The sequence below is a fragment of the Aquimarina sp. BL5 genome (genome assembly GCF_003443675.1).
Lineage (GTDB): Bacteria > Bacteroidota > Bacteroidia > Flavobacteriales > Flavobacteriaceae > Aquimarina.
The window spans coordinates 5,907,768-5,930,100 of record NZ_CP031963.1 but is presented as its reverse complement, the minus strand read 5'-3'; the positions used below and the strand labels follow the sequence as shown (position 1 = coordinate 5,930,100).

Annotated in this window: 19 protein-coding genes; all 19 read right to left on the bottom strand. The window is 32.3% G+C overall.

What is annotated here, in order from left to right:
• Positions 1-68: 68 nt before the first annotated feature.
• The 19 genes from D1818_RS24915 to D1818_RS24820 all read right to left on the bottom strand — a co-directional run bounded on the left by D1818_RS24915 (position 69) and on the right by D1818_RS24820 (position 22,332).
• Positions 69-398 (bottom strand): YtxH domain-containing protein, encoded by a 330-nt coding sequence (locus D1818_RS24915; protein ID WP_118463228.1) that lies wholly within the window; start codon positions 396-398, stop codon positions 69-71.
• A gap of 463 nt (positions 399-861) precedes the next feature.
• The gene (locus tag D1818_RS24910; RefSeq protein WP_118463225.1) at positions 862-1,530 is read right to left on the bottom strand and encodes a response regulator transcription factor; all 669 of its coding nucleotides are present in this window, start codon (positions 1,528-1,530) and stop codon (positions 862-864) included.
• Complete coding sequence (locus D1818_RS24905; RefSeq protein ID WP_118463222.1) at positions 1,527-2,333, bottom strand: sensor histidine kinase; 807 nt, start codon at positions 2,331-2,333, stop codon at positions 1,527-1,529. Before D1818_RS24905 ends, D1818_RS24910 begins: the two co-directional genes overlap by 4 nt.
• Before the next feature lie 618 nt (positions 2,334-2,951).
• Positions 2,952-3,374: a hypothetical protein gene (locus tag D1818_RS24895; RefSeq protein WP_118463215.1), complete on the bottom strand. Its 423-nt coding sequence runs from the start codon at positions 3,372-3,374 to the stop codon at positions 2,952-2,954.
• Positions 3,375-3,829: 455 nt separating this feature from the next.
• Positions 3,830-4,519, bottom strand: coding sequence for a hypothetical protein (locus tag D1818_RS24890; RefSeq protein WP_118463212.1), 690 nt, complete (start codon positions 4,517-4,519; stop codon positions 3,830-3,832).
• A gap of 188 nt (positions 4,520-4,707) precedes the next feature.
• Entirely contained in the window at positions 4,708-6,000 is a 1,293-nt protein-coding gene (locus D1818_RS24885; RefSeq protein ID WP_118464124.1) for a phenylacetate--CoA ligase family protein, read from the bottom strand.
• A 4-nt stretch (positions 6,001-6,004) separates the two neighbouring features.
• On the bottom strand, positions 6,005-7,672 hold the full coding sequence (locus tag D1818_RS24880; RefSeq protein WP_118463209.1) for a C45 family peptidase: 1,668 nt from the start codon (positions 7,670-7,672) through the stop codon (positions 6,005-6,007).
• Positions 7,672-9,213, bottom strand: a complete 1,542-nt coding sequence (locus D1818_RS24875; protein ID WP_118463206.1) for an NAD(P)/FAD-dependent oxidoreductase — start codon at positions 9,211-9,213, stop codon at positions 7,672-7,674. Before D1818_RS24875 ends, D1818_RS24880 begins: the two co-directional genes overlap by 1 nt.
• The gene (locus tag D1818_RS24870) at positions 9,214-12,903 is read right to left on the bottom strand and encodes an MMPL family transporter (protein WP_118463204.1); all 3,690 of its coding nucleotides are present in this window, start codon (positions 12,901-12,903) and stop codon (positions 9,214-9,216) included.
• Complete coding sequence (locus D1818_RS24865; protein WP_233558613.1) at positions 12,887-14,095, bottom strand: DUF2062 domain-containing protein; 1,209 nt, start codon at positions 14,093-14,095, stop codon at positions 12,887-12,889. The genes D1818_RS24870 and D1818_RS24865 overlap by 17 nt, the downstream gene beginning before the upstream one ends.
• Before the next feature lie 57 nt (positions 14,096-14,152).
• A complete protein-coding gene (locus D1818_RS24860; RefSeq protein WP_118463202.1) occupies positions 14,153-14,593 on the bottom strand; it encodes a hypothetical protein in 441 nt (146 codons plus the stop codon).
• Positions 14,594-14,670: 77 nt separating this feature from the next.
• Positions 14,671-17,163 carry a T9SS type A sorting domain-containing protein gene (locus D1818_RS24855; protein ID WP_118463200.1) on the bottom strand — a complete coding sequence of 831 codons (2,493 nt, stop codon included), beginning with the start codon at positions 17,161-17,163 and terminating at the stop codon, positions 14,671-14,673.
• Between the two features lie 74 nt (positions 17,164-17,237).
• Positions 17,238-17,708: a hypothetical protein gene (locus tag D1818_RS24850; RefSeq protein WP_118463198.1), complete on the bottom strand. Its 471-nt coding sequence runs from the start codon at positions 17,706-17,708 to the stop codon at positions 17,238-17,240.
• 9 nt (positions 17,709-17,717) lie between these two features.
• The gene (locus D1818_RS24845) at positions 17,718-18,083 is read right to left on the bottom strand and encodes a 3-hydroxyacyl-ACP dehydratase (protein ID WP_118463195.1); all 366 of its coding nucleotides are present in this window, start codon (positions 18,081-18,083) and stop codon (positions 17,718-17,720) included.
• 1 nt (position 18,084) lies between these two features.
• Positions 18,085-18,708 (bottom strand): hypothetical protein, encoded by a 624-nt coding sequence (locus tag D1818_RS24840; RefSeq protein ID WP_118463192.1) that lies wholly within the window; start codon positions 18,706-18,708, stop codon positions 18,085-18,087.
• A complete protein-coding gene (locus D1818_RS24835; RefSeq protein WP_158596955.1) occupies positions 18,689-19,315 on the bottom strand; it encodes an outer membrane lipoprotein carrier protein LolA in 627 nt (208 codons plus the stop codon). The genes D1818_RS24840 and D1818_RS24835 overlap by 20 nt, the downstream gene beginning before the upstream one ends.
• Positions 19,308-20,081, bottom strand: coding sequence for a polysaccharide deacetylase family protein (locus tag D1818_RS24830; protein ID WP_118463186.1), 774 nt, complete (start codon positions 20,079-20,081; stop codon positions 19,308-19,310). The genes D1818_RS24835 and D1818_RS24830 overlap by 8 nt, the downstream gene beginning before the upstream one ends.
• Positions 20,075-21,136: a beta-ketoacyl synthase N-terminal-like domain-containing protein gene (locus D1818_RS24825; protein ID WP_118463183.1), complete on the bottom strand. Its 1,062-nt coding sequence runs from the start codon at positions 21,134-21,136 to the stop codon at positions 20,075-20,077. The genes D1818_RS24830 and D1818_RS24825 overlap by 7 nt, the downstream gene beginning before the upstream one ends.
• Positions 21,136-22,332, bottom strand: coding sequence for a beta-ketoacyl synthase (locus D1818_RS24820; protein ID WP_118463180.1), 1,197 nt, complete (start codon positions 22,330-22,332; stop codon positions 21,136-21,138). The genes D1818_RS24825 and D1818_RS24820 overlap by 1 nt, the downstream gene beginning before the upstream one ends.
• Position 22,333: the final 1 nt, after the last annotated feature.

The following is a 22,333-nucleotide window of genomic DNA, read 5'->3' as shown; positions in this document are numbered from 1 at the left end:
TTTTTGAAATTATTAATTACTAACTTTTATTTAGTTTTATTTAAATATCAACGACGTTTAATGAGCCGTTAGTTAGCATTAATCTTTTCATTTCTTTTTCTCATCATTTCCAGTTTTTTCTCTAAAGTCACTATCACATCGTCCGCTTTTAAGCTCATGTCACTCACTAAACCATCGATTTCTCTAGAAAATTCTGCTTTCTGTGAATTAAATTTTGATGTGATCTCGTTGGAGATTGTATTCGCTCTTTCTGCTAAATCATCCGTTGTGTCTTTTACCTTGACTTTAATTTTCTTTCTGGTATTTTTTCCTGTATCGGGTGCAAATAATAGTGCTGTTACTGCACCGAGTGCTGCTCCTGTTGCTAATCCGATAATTGTGTTGTTACTACTTGACATAATTAAGTTTTAAATATTAAAAATTAGTTTTAAATGAATTTGAAATATTCAAATCAAAATTCTTATAACTAAAAATTATAACGACTTATATATAATTCTAAAAAAATTTTTGAAAAAAGCTATAAGGTAATAGTGCTTACAATGAAATCTCTAATAGTTAATTTAAGAGATCAAGAATATGAAACAAACATATTCAATAGCTTTATAAAATTTCAAATTCGTAGGAAATGTGATTAATTATTAATCTATTTTCCGCAACATTAATTTATTCTTTTGTTTAAATAAATCAACACTTTTAATATATGGCAAATGGCAATTTTGTCAAGTGCTTTAACGTGTTTTAACCTTTAAAACCACTTATTAACATAAAAATATGTTAAAGGGGAATTTTTATGTTATTTTATTTAATAAAACTCACATAGAGTCAAATAAGACGATACTTACGCAAAAGTTTTAATACCTATTATATTTGTTGATTTCTTACAAATATTTGGTTCTCTATAGCGTGTATGACTAGACCTGCAATATTCTTAGAACCCGTTTTTACTAATAAATTATTACGATGTCCTTCTACTGTTCTTGGGCTTATAAATAATTGTTCTCCGATTTCTGCTGTAGTTTTTTGTTCACAAATTAGTTTTAGAACCTCTCGTTCTCGTTTGGTTAAGTATTCATCATCTCTGGATTGTTTATTCATCTTCAATGAAGCTTCTTCCAGAATACTCATGACATTTTCATCATAATAAAAACCCTTTACAGCTACATGGTTTATGGTACTTATAACCTCGGTAGGTGTAGCATTTTTGGCAAGATAAGCAACAGCTCCTTGCTGCATCATATTAGTAATAAAAGGTTTGCTATAATAACTTGTTAGTGCGATGATTTTAATTTCAGGAAACTTTTTCTTGACAATCTTCGTGGTTTCTACCCCATTAAGATCTGGCATTTTAAGATCCATTAAAATGATCTCTGGTAAATCTCTTGTTAGGTTTAATTGTTTGATCAGGTCATTGCCGTTCTCCGCCTGAATATTAATTTCTATATTACTTTCTTTATCTAGGATGAAAGTGATTCCTTGTCTAAATAATGTTTCGTCATCGGCAATAGCTAGTTTAATGATATCTTTTTTCATGGTTGAGGTTTTTTAGTGCTAATGTTAAAATTTGCTCCATTACCGATCTCACTGTAATATGAAAGCTTCCCATCGAGTATCTCTACTCTACTTTCGATATTTCTGAGGCCTATTCCCTTATTTTTATTTACCGATTTTATATCAAATCCTTTTCCATCATCAGAGTATTCTAAATCTAATTGTTCGTTAGTCTCATTTATTTTTAATGTTATATTTTCTGCTTTACCATGTCTGACCGAATTATTTAGAAGTTCCTGAATAATCCTGAAGATATGCAATTCATTGCTTTTAGACAATAGATCTTTATATTTTATCTCATAATTTACCTTCACTTTTTTACTACTGATAAATTCATCACAAAGTTCTTCTATGGCCGCCTGAAGACCGAAGTTTTCTAAAATCGGCGGTAAAAGATTGTGAGCTAATCTCCTAGAACTTTCTAAGGTTTTGGTGGTTACGGATAATATATGTTGTAAGGTATGTGCCTGCTCCTCTTTTGCTAATTTACCATCTATTAATACATTGGTACTAAGACTTACCACATTCAATTTAGCACTAATAGCATCATGCAGATCCTGTGCTATTCGTTTACGTTCTTCTTCTTGCGTTTCTATAGTGCTATGTAACAAGTCTTTTTGGTAAGACAATGCTAAGTTTGCTTTTTCTAGTTCTTTCTGGACAATCTTTTTATTGGAAAAATAGAAAAACAACAATAAAGCTGAAGCCATTAATAATAAAATAGTAATACCTGCAACTAGCATAAATATTATTGAATTTTCTTCTGATAAAACGACTTCCTCCATTCTATAAAAATTAGAATTTGATAAACTATAAATAATACTGAATTAATAATCCAGATTGATTTATTTAGCACTGAATTAGACGAAACAATATAGTTTCCTGCTACAAATAATAATGTACTACCAGTTAGATATAAAAACACACCTGAGTTTATATATAAATATTCTTTTTCTTTCCCCAACATATTATAAAAATGTACTATTGAATACATTATTAATGGAACCGAAGTAAGAACAATTTCAAATAGGTTGAATTTATAAAATAAATTAGGTTTATATAAATATTGGAATAATATAGTAATTACAACTCCTACCAAAATGATATTAATTATTTTTCTTTGAGTTTTATTTATCAATAAATTCTTAAAAAAAAATGACAGAAACATGAATTGACAAACAAAGTAAAAATGGGAAAGAAATAAATTATTCATCCCTTTACTCTGATAATACGAAGTAATTATTATTATTGTAAAAGTAACCGTTAGATATACACTCATAATATTAAAAGCTCTTCTTCTTTTCAAAGAAAAGCTTTTAATACATAAGACTGTATTAATAAACAGTATAAAAGTTCCTAAATGAGAAAGTATTTCTACTATAGTCATAAAATTTTATCAAACTCTAGTTTAGTTTACTATCATTATCACAGGTATTAGGACACGGTAATGTAAAATCATAGATACCACTATTAGAACTATCGCCTAAACCTACCGATTTTCCGTCTATTTCCCCATTAATAACATCTCTATATACACCATCAACCTCTTGTGTACCGACAATTAACAATCTTTCTTCTACTGGACCTCCATCTTCAGATCCAATGGCCATATAGGCTCTTACATCTAATTTATTCTTAGAAGCTCTTTTCTGAGCTTTTGCTGCTGCCTTGTCTTTTAGAATACCCATTTCGTTTAAGACTTCGATTAAATCTACTGCCGGGATTAAAAAGGCTTTACAATTATCAGGACATTGTTCTCTCCAGGCCGCTGTCCATTCTGCTGCTACATCTGATTCTACTGTGTTTTCGTTGTTTGGGTTACTCATTTTGTTTTTGGTTTAAATTAGTAATACGATTAAATAAGCTTACAAAATATAGGGTAACAGTTTGTAAATAATCTGCTTAAATTAATAATGAATTTTGATATTATTGTTATATCTAAAATTAGCATTGCCTAAATTTAGGATAAATACTATGGAAATCATTAAACCAGTATGAAAAAATCATAAAAAAACAGTTTACTTAAAGGAAACCAATCACTTATAAAAGAGTAACTTAATCATTATATCTTAAACGCATAAAAAGAGGGCGTTATTTTAATTCAAAATCTTAAGGTTCTAATGATGTCAAAACCTGACAACATATAGAGGTGTACTGTTAGATCTAAAAGAACATCAAAATCTAAAAATGTTATATTTTAAAACATTAGATCACCAAGACTATTTTTTATTAAACTCAAATATAATAGCTTTTTATAAAGAAGATTTCTATAGTTGCTATATCATTGATTATCGAGCGGACTCTCATTATCACAAGTATTAGGGCAAGGTAGAGTAAAATCATAAATCCCGCTCGTAGAATTAGGAGGTCTTGTTCCTTTCCCATCAATAGTACCATTTATAATATCTCTATGTACACCAGAATCATCTACCTGAGTTCCTACCATAAGTATTTTATTTACAGAAATTTTTCCTGTTACTTCGATTCCCATATAGACCCGAACTCCCTGATTCGTAGTATCAGCAGATGAGGCCGCATCATCACTGATAACCCCCATCTCATTAAGGACTTCTACTAAATCCGCAGCAGGTACAAGATAGCTTCTGCTAGCCTTCGTAGTATCTGGATTTGCTGCCCTCCAAGCTTGAGTCCAAGCTTTTGCTGTACTCAATGAAACTGTATCTATGGCATTTTTTACTTGTGCTGCTTCATTATCAAGACCCATCGCCGAAGACTCTTTCCCCGGCAATTCTCTTGGACTAAGTGCTTTTTTTAATTTTTCTTTTGCGATAAGGTGACTCTTTTCCTTGTCAGTTAAAACTGCTGAGAATCCTGCTTCCCGTATATTTTCTGCGAGTAACTCCCCTGTTGGCTGGTTGATTTTGTCTCCATTTCTCCCTTCTTGTGTGTAATAAACAAATAGTAAAAGCCCTGATATCATGACGATCAGTGTAACATTTTTAATTTTCATTGGTTAAAGGTTTTAAAATTAGTATTCCTTAAATTTATGATAAATACTACGTATTTCGTTAAAGAAATGTGAAAAACTTATCCCTTACAAAAGAGAAACTTTCCTTTTAGCTAAAAATTAAATAGATAAAAAGCAATCAATTTTCCAAAAGACCTCACAGGTTTTGAACACCTGTGAGGTCTTGTTTTCTATATAATTTCCCTAGAATCAATAAAAGAAATAGGCTTACGACTCATCTCAGGAAACTTTTTAGCTTTTAAAGCTGCTTTAGTATTTAATACTAAGTCGGGAACTACTCGCAGATTTGCTCTAAGATGTTCTTTTAGCTCTTTTTGCTGCAAAGAATTTAAAGAATCAGATACATGAATTAATAATCTATCGGTACCAAGCTCTCCAATCACTACTTCGATCACATACATACCTAATCCTTCGAAACTGGTAAGAACTTCTATAACACTTTGCGGATATAATGTAGTTCCTTTATACTTAATCATGTGCTTCTTTCTACCAAGTACAGGACTTAATCGCATAGTAGTCCTCCCACAACTACACGGTTCCGTATGTGCCTGTACCATATCACCTGTAGTATAACGTAACAAAGGCATCGCTTCAATACCAAGTGTAGTGATTGCCAATTCTCCTACTTCTCCTTCTTCAACCGCATTACCATATTCATCAAGAATCTCAGTAATGATCAATTCAGGACGGTGATGCCCTCCTTGATGTGCTTCGCACTCTGTAAATGCCGTACTCATCTCAGTAGACGCATAGGTAGAATACAGATCAATATCCCATTTCTCTTTGATCTTGCTTCCTAAGGTATTAAGATTAAAATCTTGATCTCTTAGTGGTTCTCCTATGCATATCGCAGCTTTTACCGAAGAGTTTCTATAATCAATACCGTGCGTTTCTGCATAAGAGATCAATCTTAATAAAAAAGAAGGGACTACTACTAAATATGTCGATTGAAAACGTTCTATAGAATCCCATTGTAATTCCGGAATACCGGACCCTACACGAACCATTGCTGCACCCAATTTTCTTGTTCCTAAAAAATATGCAAGACCCGCCATAAATCTACGATCCAAGGTTGTGGTTAGTTGTACCACATCTGTTTTGGTTACTCCTGCAGTTTCAAAAGAAGCCGCTTCGTTATAAGCCAATCGTTCTAAGTCTTTTTCTGTGAGGGCAAAGGTAACTGGTTTACCTAAAGTTCCTGAGGTCGTTACATAATCCACAATTTCTGATTTAGGTACACATAAAAAATCATCATTATATGCTTGTAAATCGTCCTTGGTAGTGATAGGAAGTTTTTTAAGGTCCTCAACGGTTTTGATAGCTGATTTTGAAATATCAAGCGTAGCGAACAATCTTCTATAGTAAGGAGAATATTGCGAAACAAAATCTACTAACTCCCGAAGTTTTTTATTCTGAAGATTTGATATTTCTGTTAGTGTAGATTGTTCTATATTCCTAATCATTAACTTATATTTTTCGTTCACACTTTCTGATATATTTTTTTAGATTCTCCATATCAGGAACTGTAGTTACTTCTCTTTTCATAGCTTGCTTAAAAGCTACTAATGCCTTTTTGTAATCTTTTTGTGTGTAATGATATTCTCCAAGCACAAAATATGTTGCCCAATAATTAGGGTTCAAGTTTTGAAATTTGGAAAGCTCCTCTTCTGATACCCTTTCTTCTGTATCGGTAGCAGCTTCAATTTTTCTACTTAGCACCCTAAATTCCTCATAATTAGCATACGTTTGGGTATGAATAAATGGATCTTCCGAAACATTTAGAGATTCTGAGGCAATCACAACTTCTGCCTTTTGTTCTTTTAATCTTCCGAAAACTTCATCTAAATCGTAGGCAACGAATTCTCCCATTTGATAAGGATTTGTAGAAACCCAAACTTTCCGTTCTTCGGGTTGAAATACAATTCCGTGATGCGCTAACATTTGATTCAAAGCCTTTTCATTACCATATCCTATTAACTCATTGTCCAGACCATCTCTGTTTCTTAATATGGCTACTGCTTTTTCTGGATTCAGTTTATCATTTTCCGATAAAAGCTCTGTCATTCGCTGATATCTATAGAAAGAATGACTTTCTGCTATTGCTTTTTGATTACGCTTATCTTCGACATAAGTATTACTCTGAAAATGATTAGAACACACCAATTGATTGGTATTTAGAACATTATAAACTCCAAAATTATTTGGTGAAACCTCTATCAATGCTGCTCTTTTATCTTTGGCACTACCTATCATAATAGATTCTGACACAAAGACTTCTCTCTTTTTAGCAATCGCTATAGCTTCATCAATTGTAGAGGCATATTGTAATATTTCTCTTGTCAGAATTGATATGGGGGTTTTAGCCACCAATGGAATTTTAGATTTACCAGCATTAATCGTAATAGTCAATCCTTCTTCATTCATTCCGGATAATGCTCCCATCATTCCTGCCCATCCATAAGTCATAAACTTATAGCCTTCTGAAGGATTCATAAAAGTGACTAATTTTTCTTTGGAAAAATCATCTCCTGCATAGAAGTCAAAATTACGTCCAATAAGTAATTTCCCATCCTCAGTTTTATCATCCCAAGCCGCAAATGAAGTACATCCTACCAGCATCAAATCTTGTAATGCATGTCCAATATCGTGGGCTCCGTGAGCATACAACATACGAACGTAAGGCTCTGCAAAATCATTATAATCATTGGAGGCATATCTAGAAACTCCGTAGATTTCGGTTTTATACTCTTCAGGGACATTAAGATGTAACTTACGATTATACCAGGCTATGATTTTACTTAAAAACTTAAGATACCCTTCTGAAGGAATCAGTTCTGTAATCTTTCCGATAAAAGCGTCTTCCTGTATTTTGATCAATTCTCGCCCTAAACTTCCAGCAGCAATTCCTCTTTCTAAAGGTTTTCCTTCCAGATACATTTCCCATAATCCCTGCTTATTTTTACGCAGCAAATTATTATTGAGTGTAAAAAAAGTTTGGCTATGTTTTATTCTGGTGGTATCAACACTTTCTATTCCAGAAATATCTGGTCTTGCTGCCAATGATTTCTTCACACCACAAGATGATGATGCTATTACAACAAACAGAAAAAATATATAATAGAAAAAATTCTTCATTACGAATCGGATAGTTCTTTTTCTGCCAAAGTATTTTTTATTTGTTTTAACAAATGTTCCTTACCTACTAATTCTCCACAAGTTACAACTGCGCTAATCGTTACACCTAGCACACCATGCATGTTTAATCCCTGACCTGTAAATAATAGGTTAGGAATCTTAGTTCTTGGTGATAAAAAAGATTTCATAGGGTTATCAGCATCTTTAACAAAACCATATGCAGAACCTTCATGACAACCGATATAATCTCTATATGATAAAGGAGTAGAAGTATGCACTGATTTGATACATGATCGAATATTTGGGAATTTTTTCTCTATTTCTTTGAGATACACTTTAATTTTACGTTCTTTAAACGCTTCATAATCCTCTCCTCTATCGTTCTTTATTGCTACTGTATTAAAGGTATCTGCCCATGCTTCTACTTCTTCAAAACGCATATACGCAATAGAAGTAAGGTTATCCGCGTATCCCTTGTTTTTCACATCTTCACTCATAGAAATTAGATACGCTTCTGGCCAGCTTTCTTCTTCATAATTTTGCGTAGTCCAAACTTTTTCTAATGAATTCGTGTGATAATAATTTTTATTAAGGTAGGGAAACGTACCTTTCTTAAAAACAAGATACAGACTAAAAGAAGAAATAACACTTTCAGTATTTTGTATCCTTTTATAATATAAATTCCTAAAACGTTCCTTACCAATAATCTGAAGCGTAAGTTTAGGATCTACATTAGAAATAAAATTATCTCCATAAAAAGTATCTCCTTTGGTGGTAGAAACGGCTACTAATTTATCTTCTTCAAAATTAAATTTATTTACTTCCTGATATTTAAAAATTTTACCTCCAAGTGCTCTGAATCTTTTTACCAACAATTTAGCTATCTGACTTCCTCCCTGAATGCATCTCCAGGCACTCTCCATATATGAGTTAACAGATAATGCATGAACATAAAATGGTGTTTTTTCTGGATCGCCTGCGTACAATAGGTTGGAACCGGCAAGAACCGCTCTTAACTTAGGATCTTGTACAACACTATCTATATAATCTTTGGCTTTAAGTGTTAATAGATCTTCTCCATAATATCGATCTCCTTCTTGTAAATTATACAATGGAAATCTATAGCAAGTATCCCGTACTTTACTAACATATTCCTTTATTCCTTTTTCTTCTTCAGGAAAAAACTTCACCAACTGTTTTACAAAATTATCATATCCTTGTGCGTGGGGATACTCGAACTCATCATTATCAAAAGTAATTAGATCATAGCCATCAACATTCATTTTTTTGATTTTCAGATCATCCATAATATCCAGGTACTTAAAGTACTTATACAAATTCTGGCCTTTATCCAAACCTCCTATATAATGAATGCCGGTATCGAATATACTTTTGTCTCTAACAAAAGTCTGTAAGTTTCCTCCGAACTGGTTGTTCTTTTCTAAAACACATACCTTCTTACCTTCTTTAGCTAGGATATTTGCAGAAACCAATCCTCCTAATCCACTCCCAATAATAATGACATCAAATTTCTCTTGCATCTATTTAATTCTATTCAAAACTGTTAGCCCAAACTCTTGAATAGCTACTCTAAAGGTAGTTTTCATTAATTCGGGAAAATCATAACTTTCAGAAAATATAATGATTCGTTTTATATCTTCTGATAGTATTTCTTTTATGTATTGTGGTTGTAATGGTGTAGTTGTATGTAACAAAAATACATCAAATTTTGTCGATGTCAAATCTTGATCATCTACAAATGCTACTTTATTCCTTTTAGTACTGTAGCAGTTTTTTGCGATAGCCAATTTTTCTTCTTGAGTAAGTATTCCTTTTAGCTTCGCATAAGGTCTTTTAAAACTTAGATATAGTAAAAACTGTCCATAATCATCGCTATATTGAAGAACACGATCTTTATGATCAATAAAACTTGCTGCCTTGTAGTACTTTTCTTTGTTCAAAACATAATCAGCTTTGATTTCTTTAAAGCAACTTTTATATCTATAATTATTTAACAATGCTTTTTTATAATAATCGACACCTTCCAGATCTTTTTGTAACTCAAAAAATTGTTCTCTAAAATAAGCACTTATCTTTTTAGTTCTTTCTGCATAACCGCTTCCAAATTCCTTATTATCTGTAGAAATCCTTGGCAAAATTTTCTGTTGTATTGCTCCATCGTGAATTATAAAATCACCTTTAGGAGATACTGTGGCATTCCCGTGAATTACCACAGGAAGTATATCCAAATTCAATTCTTGAGCGAGATAAAACGACCCTTTATGAAATCTGCTCATCTTAGCGGTGTCAGTTCTGGATCCTTCTGGAAATGCTATTAATGAATATCCCTGTTTCACTTTTTCGCGTAAATGCTCTACACCACCTTCTATACCTGATGATACAGGATAAAACCCTGCTAGTTTTGCAGCTCTTCCGAAAACTGGATTATCATACACCCAATCCTTCACCAAGTATATGAGTTTAGGGTATAACATTCCAACTGAAATAATATCTAAAAACGAAGAGTGATTAGCGATAATGATGCATTGCTTACTAAAATCTTCATTTTCTGGATTATATATTCGTTTTTTCACAAAAGGGTTAGAATATAAAACAGATCTCATCAACTTAGATGTAACGCTATGAAAAATGGCCATTTTCTTTTTCATACGTGCTGGAAACCAAGGAATAATCAAACTACTAATTAGTGATACAATAAATCCCCCTATGATAAAGTATCCAAAACTAAAGAGCGACCATAATGTCTGACGCATTCTAAGTGGAGTCAAACCTTTTTTAACACGATTAGTAATGAATGCTCTAAATAGCATTGGTTGGATCGTAAACGCAACTAAAACTGCTGATAAAATTCCAATTAGCGACACTATAGAAATAGATCGAAGCGCAGGATGTTTAGCAAATATCAGCACCCCTACTCCTAATATGGTCGTTATTACCGATAGTAAAATCGAGGTTTTATATGTGGACAACTCTTTTACTCCATACGTAAATTCTTTTACAAGTCCATTGGTTATAAAAATGCTGTAATCTACTCCCAAACCAAAAATAAAAGTAGAAATAATAACATTAAAAATATTAAAATCTATACCCAACATTTTCATAACTCCCAACGTAATTACCCAAGTAATTGCAATTGGCAATGCAGTTAACAATGTTAGCATAGGATCTCTATAAAATAGTAATAACAATAAAACTACTGCTATCAAAGAATACCCGATTAATGAATTAAAATCATTCTTAAGATTTCCTAGTAAAGTTTCATTTAGCTGCTTTCGGTCAATAACCACTGTATTCGCTATCTTACCCAAAGAAGTATTCATATCATCTGCTTTCTCATGATCCACTTTTATTGCGGAAACCACTGTAGAAAAACCATCTTCATTAGTCACAAATTCATCTAAATATAATTCTTTGATATTTTGATATTCAGTAAAACTTATCGGTTTGATTTCTGAAGTTAATGTTTTATAAAACTGAGTAAACGTTTCTGGTTTAAAACCAACAACACTTCCTTTTTCTATTAATAAATTAGTAATAGCATCTACTCGTTGTTTTGTCCAGAATTCATTCCATAACTTTATTTTTTCAATTTGGGCTTCCTGAGAAAGAACTACTCCTCCTACAGAGCTAAAATTAATTAATTCCTTATTAGATTTCTTCTGTTGTAAAGTCTCAAACAATTTATTGTTGGCATTCAAAGCTTCATTTAGCGATGTTCCGTATGACACCAGATAAATTGACTTCGCCTTATTGTTATTGATTCTGTCCAGATCTTCTTCTGCCGCTATCAGCTCTTCTGGTTGATAGTTCATTGTACTTAGATCCGTATTAAACCCTACTTTATGAAACAGAAACAATCCAACAATAAATACGATCCCAATAACTGAAATAAGAATTTTATTTTTATGAAAATCTGTTTGCGAGATTCTATCTATGAATGTTTTTCTTTTCGCTTTTTTACTTTCTGAAAAACGATATACCTGTGGAATAAATATCAATGCAAAAACAGATGCTCCTACTACACTCACACCAGCAAAAATTCCAAGATCATTTAACGCTTCGGACTTTACAAAAATCAAACACAAGAAAGCAACAGCTGTAGTTAAACTACTCATGATAACGGGCATAGAAACGTCTCGATATAGTTCTTTTATATTATTATTATTTCTAAAATGTGTCAGAATATGTAACGAATAATCTAAGGTAATACCTAATAATACAGAACCTATACCTAATGATATGGCAGATATTTTTCCTTTTATTAAATACAAAATTGCGATGGCAATGATTGCTCCAAAAACAGTAGGAGTAAAAATAATCAGTGGTACCGTGAGTTTTCTATAAAAGAAAATTAAAATAAGTAATAAGATACTCATCGCGATACTAACCGTAAGCTGTATATCGTGCTTTATTTGTTTAGCATTTGCTACCGCATATAATGTAGCTCCAAATAAAACGGCTTCTGCTTTTTCTGAGTATTTGTTATTTAGGCTTGTTGTTATTTTTTTTAATCCTTCAACAAAGAATGTATTTTCTCCTGTTTCATTAGTCGCTAATGCAGGTGTAAGAAATAGCAATAAATTTTTTCGGTCTTTCGTCATCAAAAAACCATTATATAAATCATAATTATCACCTAACTGTAATTGAGCTAGTTTCTGGAGCCCTTTTGGCGTTAGTGCTAGAGGATCCTTAACAATAAACTTTTTGGTAACCAAACCCGTCGGGGAAATCAGAGTTTTGTAATTATTCTCAATAACTTTGGTAATAGAGTCAGGATTAATTTTCTGATCTATATTTTTATAATCCGATTCAGTAAGAAAAAATGGAAGATGTTGATATACAAAATCATATAGTTCCATCACATTATCATCGGCAACCTTACCTTGTATTTTTTTTACATATTTAGGAAGATGTGTATTAATAGAATCAATATAAGCAGAAGCATACGCGACAAGATCATCTGGATTTTCGTTTTTATTAGTGATATTAACTACAATTTTATCCGAAAACGATACTGTTTTTAGAACTTTCTGTGTAACCTCGGATTTATCACTATTAGGAATTAACCGAGTAATATCTTCTTCGAACCCAATCTTACTTGCCAAAAACACAAACACAGCAAAAACACCAATAATTATTGGCCAAGCAATTAATCTATTCTGTTTAATATACTGATGTACTGAAAGAAAAAACTTATGCATCGATTGCATTACTTTTAGGTTTGCGAGAGCTAAAATACAAATACGCAATGACTCCTGAAATCGATGACACCAATGTTGCTAAAATAAAACTCCCTAAAATATATTGTCCCAAACTTTTGAAGATATCAGTACCGGATTTTATATCTTCTATATTAAGCGTGGCGTCCATTTCTCTTCCCATAGCTATCGCACCAATCTGATAACTACCATAAATAATAAATGGAATAAATGGAGGTATACTAATATTAGAGAATAAAAATGCAATAGGTTTATTTAGCTTTAAAGCAATTGCCAATGATATAACCAAAACAGTCTGAAATCCCCATAAAGGAGCAATACCTATAAACAAGCCCAGTGCAATAGCACTTGCTTTTTTTATTGGAGGGTCATTGCTTCTTAATACATTTTCTCGCCAATATTGCTTAAACCCTTTTTTTTTTACTCTATTTATAAGTCTTTTAGGTAAATAAAATAACAAAGTTAATGTTACTAACCAGGTATTCAAGATACTAATACGAGTAAAATCTTTGAAAGGTCTAAAATGAGATACTCGTTCGGTTTCGTCATATAGGACTTGAACCGGTATATTACGAACTTCCACATTTCTCCATGCAAGTTTAACAATCACCTCTATTTCTAGCTCAAACTTTGTGGTGAATAATTTTAATTTACTAATCTCCTTTATTGGATATAGTCTATATCCCGACTGCGTGTCTTTTAGTTTGATACCAGTTTCTACATAATACCAAAAATTAGAGAATTTATTTCCAAAACTGCTTTTACCAGGCACCGATGGATCATCCATATTTCTAGAACCTATCAGTAGTAGTGAAACACTAGGGTCTTGCTTCTCTAACTCATCCAAAAACAAAGGTAAATCATTAGGAAAATGCTGGCCATCACTATCAATCGTTATTATATAATCATATCCTAAACGATCCGCCTGCTTAAAAGCCTCTCTTAAGGCCATCCCTTTTCCTTTATTCTCCGGAAAAGTAATAATTGTAAAACGATCTTGATAATTTTCTAAAATACGAGCAGTATCATCAGTAGAACCATCATTAACAATAAGAATCCTATCCGTATATTTCAAAACACCTTGAATCACTCTCTCCAAAGTTTTCTGGTTATTATAGGTAGGAATAAAAACACAGCAATTTAGTGTCTCAAAACGATGATCTATTAATGTAGTTGTAGTCACAGTGCTATTTTTTCCATTACAAAAATAGGATATGAGACGATTAAACAAATAGAAATACTATCTAATTCTTTTTGTTTTTTCAACAAATGATGAAATTTTGATTTGTTCTGTCTTATTATTCTTAATTAAAAAAATTACTATTTCATCTTTTTTGGTAGTAATCATTTGATTTTGAAGCTCACTATCAGGCCTGATGTTTAATAAATACTTCCCTTTTTTTGTAATAGTTTTAGTGATTGAATTGGAGCTTACATCCATAATATCAAATCTTAACTTATCTTTTTTAACATCTAATTGAGGGAAAGTAATATCTTCTATTTTCAGGTTTTGATCATCTTTTGTTACTTCAAATTGTATCTTATATTGCACATATTGATCTTGATTAGGTCTTCCTGGTACGGTTATTTCCTTAACAGCAGATACTAATAAAATTTCTTCTTTACAGGACAAGAGTGTAGAAAACACTAAGAATGTAATTATCACGGATACATATTTCATTTTTGCTAATTTCTATAAATTAAAAACCGGTAAAGAATGTAAACATTCTTTACCGGTCTAAAAAATTATGGTTTCAATTATTTCACTATAATTTTTTTCACTATTCTCTTATCGTTATTTTTAAGATCAACTAGATAAACTCCCGAACTGTATGCTGATAAATCAACAGTAGTAGTTATTTTGTCTGTTTTAAAACTTTTAACTACACCGCCAATAATATTGTATATAGTAATTTCGGATTCACTATCAAAATCAGCTAATTTAATGGTAAACTCTCCATTTGCAGGATTTGGATATAGAGTTAAAACATTAGGGTCTTCAAACTCTCCAATTCCCAATACAGCAGAACCGATAGGAATTTCCCAAACACCACGTCCGTATGTAGCTACTCTTAATTTACTTGTTCCGTAATGTACTTCTAAATCATTAGATATTACATTAGGTAATCCTTCTCCGTAAACTTCCCAGTCTGTACTTGAGTTATTTCTGTGAAAAACTCCAATATCCGAACATAAGAAAAGATCTCCATCCCCTCCTGTTAAATATAGAATTTTATGCATAGGCACGTTAGGTAATGTTCCAGATATATTGGTCCAATTAGCTCCCGAATCATCAGATTTAAAAACTCTATTTCCATCATTATATCTACCATAACAAATATAAACTTCTGCAGGATTAGTAGAATTCACAGCAATGCTAGTTACTAGACCATTTACAGGTAATGTTAATGTATCCCAACTTGAACCTCCATTGGCAGTTGTATAAACACCATTTCCATCTGTTACGTAAAGAACTTGATTATCTGAAGGAGCTACTGTAATTGCTCTTGGAGATGCACCAGGAGAATTAAGATTAGTCCACGTATCTCCTGAATTAGATGAACTATAAATATCACCAAATCCACCATAAATGGTGTTAGGGTCTGTAGGATCTATCTCCAAAGGCCAAACAAATCTTGCTCCACCTGGTGTATTAAGTCTTGTAGTTCGTGTTGCCCATCCGTCTGTAGTTCTTTCTACATACCCTGCTTGACTACAGGTCCAAGCTACATTAGAATCACTATAATTCCATAGTGCTTCTACTCCATCTGACCCAAAATTTCTATTAATCCATTCTGTTCCATTGTATTGGGTAATATCATTATCCTGAGCACCCGCTAATAAGAAATCTGCATTTTGTGGAGTCCCAGCTACTTTATAATATTGAGTAATTGATAAACCAGAAGATAAATCTTCCCAAACATCATCGGTTGTAATATCACCTCTAAACAAACCTCCATCATTAGCAGAAAAAACAATAGAACTACTCCCAGGAAGGAATTCTAAATCATGATGATCAGAATGTACATAAAAAAATGGAGTTCCAGGAACCCAATATCCATCCAAATATTTTTGCCAAGTAGTTCCACCATTAGTACTTCTCCATCCGTCTACTCCTCCAACAATGATTAAATCTTTATTGTCTGGAGCTACTAATATGGTTTGATTATAACCTCCTTGTGTACTTAAACTAGAAGGTGTAGTTATTGCCAATGAATTCCAAGAAGCTCCTCCATCAGTAGATTGATAAACATTTCTATTGTTCATACCTACTAAAAATTCTGGATCAATAGCAGTAGTAGCAATATCGAAACGACCAGAGCTACCCAACCCCGTTGATGAAGTCGTCCAATTTTCTCCATTATCTGTGGAAATATAGAATAATGTAGATCTACCTCCTGTTGCAAATAAAGTGGTAGCTGATCCTTCTTTATACATTATATCATTAAAACTTGCAGTAGTTGTTTTTAGATTCCAAGTTGTTCCCCCATTAGTGGATTTATATATCCCACCATTAGTTGTTGCAAAAATAGTGTCTGGGCTATTAGGATCTATAAGTAAATGTGCGATTAATCTAGTTTGTGTAACTTCATAATTTAAACCGGTTGCGGTCCAAGTCTCTCCGTGATCTGTCGATTTTAATACTCCAATTGAATTATTTTGGAAACCATCAAAATCTCCCGTAGCCATATACATGATATCACTGTTGGTAGGGTGAAAAACTATATCAGATACTCCTAAATTTGGTATCATATCTCCTTTTGGAGTCCAATTTGCTCCTGCATCATCAGATCTCCAAATTCCACCTCCTGGCGCGCCTACCCAAACTTCATTACTATTAACTGGGTTAAAGGTAACTACATTCAATCTTCCCATACCTGCATAAAAAGTAGTCTCAGATTCTGGAATCACTTTAGGACCTATTAAAGTCCAGCTAACTAAATTTTCACTTTTTTCTACAGGATTATTTTCCTGATATTTATTCCATTCATTATAAGCTATTAAAGGACTTGGAAAAGAACCATCCCCATTGATACGGCTTTCCCAAAAATAAGCCCAACGCTCAAATTGCTTGATTTTTTTTCTATCTGCTCTAGCACTACTTTTGCTAATTGAAGTATACTCCTGGCGTTTTTCTTTTACCACTTCAAAATAGTTACTGTTATCTTTAGCAGGTGAATTACGCCAATCTTGCGCTGTTACTATATAACAACTTAAAACTGTTATAAAAAAAAGGGAAATTTTTCTCATCTATGTGTTAGTTAAAATTAGTCTCTACTAATTAAAACAACAAAAACATACAAAACCCTACTTTTTTTTGAGCTTTACTTTTTGAAAGCTGCGGAAGTCGACATAAATCCTTTGATAAACTTCTTCAGTTTGAGAGAGGGAACTTTATCTATATTTTCTATCAGAAAGCTTTTATCCGCATCTATTTCCCTATAATATCTAGTAATTCTAGGAGCGCTGGTTTGTACACTTAATCTAATCATCCTTAATTCTATATTACTAGGATCGGATGCTATTGCTTCTTCAATTAACTTCTTCCCTTGTTTAAAAAAAGATATTTTATCTCCTCTCTTTTCAGAAAATGAAGCCTTCAGCGTTAGTGCACATCCGTAGTACGCTGATAAAACCGAGTTCCCTTTATAGTTTGCACTCCGTGTTAATTCATAAAACTTCTCGACATTCTCTTTGGAATCTTTTGCGTGCTTACAAGAATTTCTAATTTCAGTAATATCAACTGTAGCGACATTTCCAAAAAGTAAACCAATAAATAAGAGAAAAAATTTCATGTCTTCAATTTATACTTTAACAAAAGTTACTACAACTTTTAGCGCTAGAGTGTCATCATATTTTACAGTACTCTTTACTTTAATTTCTTCTTCGCTATCCGTAAAATCATTCGTAATAACTAAATCTGGAGTCTTTTCTGGATTGATTACAGCCATAAACTTCACATTAGAAGCCTTTTTCATAAACAATGAACATCCTTTTCTGTTTTCTGTAAGCTCCTTAATAATTTGTAACGTACAAACTCCGGGAGTTATCGGATTACCAGGAAAATGACCTTTAAAAATATCACTTTTAGGGTTTAAAGAAACAGTAGTAGTTTGTACACCATCTCTTACAGAATCTTCATTGATTTTATATAAATCAGCTATTAACATATTATTTTTTTAGGAAATTTAAATCTATATTTAGTTTGATATTTTTATGATCAATACGTATGTTTTTAGCTATCAAATCTTTAGAGACATCATTAAAAAGTATAATAAATTTTTCTTTTCTTTTAGTTGTATGAACTATTTTATGCAATCTCATATCTGATTGATTGTAAAAGTAGTAATTACTGCGTTTGTCTCTTACGTTTTTTAGAACATTATATGTATCATCGTAGTATTTTCCTTCAACCGTTCCTCTTTCTTTGATTAATAATGAAAAATCTCTGATCAAGGTATTTAAGATAATTTTCCTATCTAGCTGTTCTACAATTGAATTAATTTTGTACTGATTTTTCTCAAACTCTATATCAAAAAAAGTACTTCCGAATTGTGAGGTAAAAACGATGCGATGCTTTTTTGGCGTTACTTTTTTCAAAATAAGAATACCACTAAATTCATTGCCATACACTGCTATATCTGCTTTATACACATAGTCGATATTAGCGTTCGAAAAATATGCATTCTGTACCACATCATTACTTTTCACTTCAGATTCTGTGAAATTATCTACAGTTGCAACTTTACAACCGAAAACAGATATAATAAGTATACTAATGAGCAAATATCGCATCAGGAATAGGTTTATTTACAGATGTATTCTGAAACTTTATAAGTGTATAATCTCCTGATGGTTCTATTAATTTGACACTGGATACTAAATATTTTTTTGACTCAAAGCTTAAAACAATCTGTTTAAACATATTTTTTAAAGTCTGATCTTTTGGAGACAGTTTTGCTAGATATTGGTTATTATACTTAAAAAAATTCATAGAAAACTGAGTATCATCTAGCATATCACCACTTACACTCTTAGCAATTAAATCATTCAGTTTTTTAAAAACTTTATTCGAAGCAAGATTGATATCACTTTTTTTACCTGCATCGTTAATAAACAGTTTCTTGTTCTTAAAAATTACGCTATACTCATATGGTTTTGTGTAAGACCATTTGATAATATTTGGTGATTTAAAATATAAATCCCCACTACTTTCTATATCATTAGACAGAAAATCAATATGTTTTATTTGCGTAAATGTATTTACAATTGTTTTAGACTGCTTTGCACTGGTGCTTACAGCATTCTTAAAAGTACCTGCTTCCAATTCGGAAAGCGCCACTTCTTGAGCTTGTAGACAAGAAAAATTTATAAATAGGCAAAACAATAAAAATCTAAGCATATGCTTGTATCGAAAATAGTTCATCTATAGTAACTGTTGTAAAATTATTCCTTTGCAAAAATAGCAACAATTGTTCCAATACTGCTACAGTAATTATTTTTGTGTCATGAAGTAGTATAACATCTCCGCCCTTTAGGTTCTTTGTAATTCTTTTAAGTATTACTTTTTCTGAAGGAATTGTTGTATCAAATGATCTCTTATTCCATCCAATAACGGTATGTCCAGTCTTTTTAACAGCTCTAGCAATATTTGGATTTGTAATTCCATATGGAGGCCTAAAAAGCAACGGCTTTTTTTTAGAAAACTTTTCTATTATAGTATCCGTTTCCTTAATTTCATTAGTAAACTTATTTGTACTGTAGATATCAATAAGTTTATCGTGGGTAAAGGTATGATTACCAATTATATGATTTTCTTGAATAATCTTTTTAAGTATATCAGGATGTTTTTCGATTTGCTTTCCAATACAAAAAAAAGTTCCTTTGACATTATATTTATTCAATACTTCCAGGATTTTTAACGTATTAAAATCTGGACCATCATCGAATGTAATGGCTATTTTTTTCTCCGTTAGTTTTGGATTGCTACTTAAACTTTTAAGGAAGTATCCAGATCTTATATTTGTAACTCCATAAGCGGTAATAAAGAACCAAAGAAGCCCTAGCACAAGTAAACTCCACCAAGGAAGTTTATTGAAACCAATTGCGGTAACGATAAGAATACCTGCAATTATGGATATAATATTGACTATTTTCCTAATCAGCATCGTTGCAACAACGCAATACTATGATTTTTTCCAAGATATTGATTATATAAAAGTATATTATTATGGTTACCTGCAGTAACATCATTAACTTTTAATATTGCCGGTACTTGATTTGTTTCAAAAATTTTACAAGCAAGCCAAAACCCAAAACCAGAAGCAACATGAAAATCACCTATCAAATGTTTATAACACAATTGTTCTATATTTGAAAAAATCGAAGATTGTAAATTTTTATAATAATTATCGTGTTTTACATCTCCATTATTACCTAAAACTACGGCATCTATATCTTCTAACGACAATCCTTGACGTAACACAAATTTTTCGATATTTGCCTTTATTTCATCTGGCGTTGCTTCACTTATGGTTTCTACATCTATAATATTAGCTAAACTTTTATCGGTTTTTGTTCCTAAAACCATAAACGTAGCCCCTTCACTAGCAACTGTACCCGATGTATTGGAGTCCAATAAATTAATTACGTCAATATCATCATTTTTAATCTGGCCATCTAATTTATGTAATAAAGTAGAGTTTTTTGCAATTTCATCAATACCACCAACCAAAATATTTTTCCCGGATTCTTCTGACAACATTAACTGAGCATCCATTATACAAGTTTCAAACGAAGCGGCTCCTTGAACGTAAGTAACATTATACGCTTTGCATCCTAACCCTAAGGCTACTTGCCCCCCAACTGTATTATGTGTTGATTGAATAAATAGCGTTGGTGTCAAAAACTGTTCATCATTATGAAGAATGTTTTCTAAAAACTTTTCTGAATCCTGTTTACAGCCCATTCCTGTGCCTGTAATTATAGCATCAGGCATTTCCACTCCAGAATCTTTTAAAGCCATTGATGCGGTTGTTACGCCCATCTTCACAGATTTAGACATCCGCCTCATAGCCGCCGGCTTTATATAGTCTTTATAATTAGGATCATGACATCTAAATATAGATTCATTATAAGGAATTAACACGTCTAAAAACGAATCTGGATCCGTGGTAGGTTGTGCAGAAATACTAGCAATACCATTAATAAAACAATCGCTCATTATTTTGTAAAGATTAAAGTGGAACAATTGCCTCCAAAACCAAAAGAATTGGATAAAATAGTATTCACTTCTTTAGCAACTAATTCGGTTTGCGGGACTAACGAAAACTCTTTCATTTTAGTTTTGAAATTCAAATTTGGGAAAATCAGATTTTCCTTCAGCGATAAAAGCGAATAAATCGCTTCTACAGAACCCGCTGCAGCTAGAGTATGTCCTGTAAATGCCTTTGTAGAACTAAATACAGGTATGCTTTCTTCACCAAAAATTCGAGTCATAGCCACACCCTCTGATAAATCATTATTAGGAGTTGCAGTTCCATGAGCATTTACATAATCAATGTCTTTAGCCGTCATATTAGCAACCTTCAATGCTTTATTCATAGCAAGGTACGCACCTTCTCCATCTGATGATGAAGCAGTTTGATGATAAGCATCATTCGCATTTGCCCAACCAGCAACACGACCTAATACTTTTTTATTTTCTTTTTCTACTATAGCATCGCTCTCTAATACTAAAAAAGCTGCCGCTTCTCCTAAGTTCAATCCTTTTCTGTTATCATCAAAAGGAGTACACTCTGAATCAGATAAAATCATTAAAGTCCCAAAGCCGTTAATGGTAAACTTAGACAAAGCATCTGTTCCTCCAACAATCATTCTGTCAATCTTACCTGCTTGAATCATACGAGCACCAAGCATTATTGCATTTGCAGCAGAAGAACAGGCAGTACTTATTGTAGAAACGTATCCATTAATTCCTAAATAATTAGAAATAGATAGTGTAGTAAAACCAGCATGTTGAGCCTGAATAAATCTTCTATTGTCTTCAATTTCAGTATATTCTAAATAATGTTTTTCGGTAGTATCCATACCTCCAACACTAGTTCCTGAAACAAAACCAGTTCTATATTTATTTATATCTGAGATCTGTGCGTCCTGTAACGCTTCTTTTGCTGCAATAGCTCCAATCATAGCTGTTCTAGAAAAACTATGTAAAGGTTGTAAGCCCAGTTCTTCTTCCAGGATATTATTATTTTTTTTAATCTCCCCCACCATGATTTGATCACTATGACGAGTTTTCAACATCTCGATTCTAGAAATTCCAGGAGATACTGATTTTAAAGCATTAAGATTTTCTTCTACGTTATTTCCTATAGAAGATATGATTCCCATACCAGTAATGGCAATGCCTCTATTCATA

Coding starts and splice junctions, on each gene's coding strand:
- D1818_RS24885 (WP_118464124.1), bottom strand. CDS start 6,000: ATGATTAGGAATATAGAACAATCTACACTAACAGAAATATCAAATCTT.
- D1818_RS24840 (WP_118463192.1), bottom strand. CDS start 18,708: ATGCGATATTTGCTCATTAGTATACTTATTATATCTGTTTTCGGTTGT.
- D1818_RS24875 (WP_118463206.1), bottom strand. CDS start 9,213: ATGCAAGAGAAATTTGATGTCATTATTATTGGGAGTGGATTAGGAGGA.
- D1818_RS24910 (WP_118463225.1), bottom strand. CDS start 1,530: ATGAAAAAAGATATCATTAAACTAGCTATTGCCGATGACGAAACATTA.
- D1818_RS24880 (WP_118463209.1), bottom strand. CDS start 7,672: ATGAAGAATTTTTTCTATTATATATTTTTTCTGTTTGTTGTAATAGCA.
- D1818_RS24820 (WP_118463180.1), bottom strand. CDS start 22,332: ATGAATAGAGGCATTGCCATTACTGGTATGGGAATCATATCTTCTATA.
- D1818_RS24845 (WP_118463195.1), bottom strand. CDS start 18,083: ATGTTAATAGCTGATTTATATAAAATCAATGAAGATTCTGTAAGAGAT.
- D1818_RS24825 (WP_118463183.1), bottom strand. CDS start 21,136: ATGAGCGATTGTTTTATTAATGGTATTGCTAGTATTTCTGCACAACCT.
- D1818_RS24830 (WP_118463186.1), bottom strand. CDS start 20,081: ATGCTGATTAGGAAAATAGTCAATATTATATCCATAATTGCAGGTATT.
- D1818_RS24895 (WP_118463215.1), bottom strand. CDS start 3,374: ATGAGTAACCCAAACAACGAAAACACAGTAGAATCAGATGTAGCAGCA.
- D1818_RS24915 (WP_118463228.1), bottom strand. CDS start 398: ATGTCAAGTAGTAACAACACAATTATCGGATTAGCAACAGGAGCAGCA.
- D1818_RS24905 (WP_118463222.1), bottom strand. CDS start 2,333: ATGGAGGAAGTCGTTTTATCAGAAGAAAATTCAATAATATTTATGCTA.
- D1818_RS24855 (WP_118463200.1), bottom strand. CDS start 17,163: ATGAGAAAAATTTCCCTTTTTTTTATAACAGTTTTAAGTTGTTATATA.
- D1818_RS24870 (WP_118463204.1), bottom strand. CDS start 12,903: ATGCAATCGATGCATAAGTTTTTTCTTTCAGTACATCAGTATATTAAA.
- D1818_RS24850 (WP_118463198.1), bottom strand. CDS start 17,708: ATGAAATTTTTTCTCTTATTTATTGGTTTACTTTTTGGAAATGTCGCT.
- D1818_RS24835 (WP_158596955.1), bottom strand. CDS start 19,315: ATGCTTAGATTTTTATTGTTTTGCCTATTTATAAATTTTTCTTGTCTA.
- D1818_RS24890 (WP_118463212.1), bottom strand. CDS start 4,519: ATGAAAATTAAAAATGTTACACTGATCGTCATGATATCAGGGCTTTTA.
- D1818_RS24860 (WP_118463202.1), bottom strand. CDS start 14,593: ATGAAATATGTATCCGTGATAATTACATTCTTAGTGTTTTCTACACTC.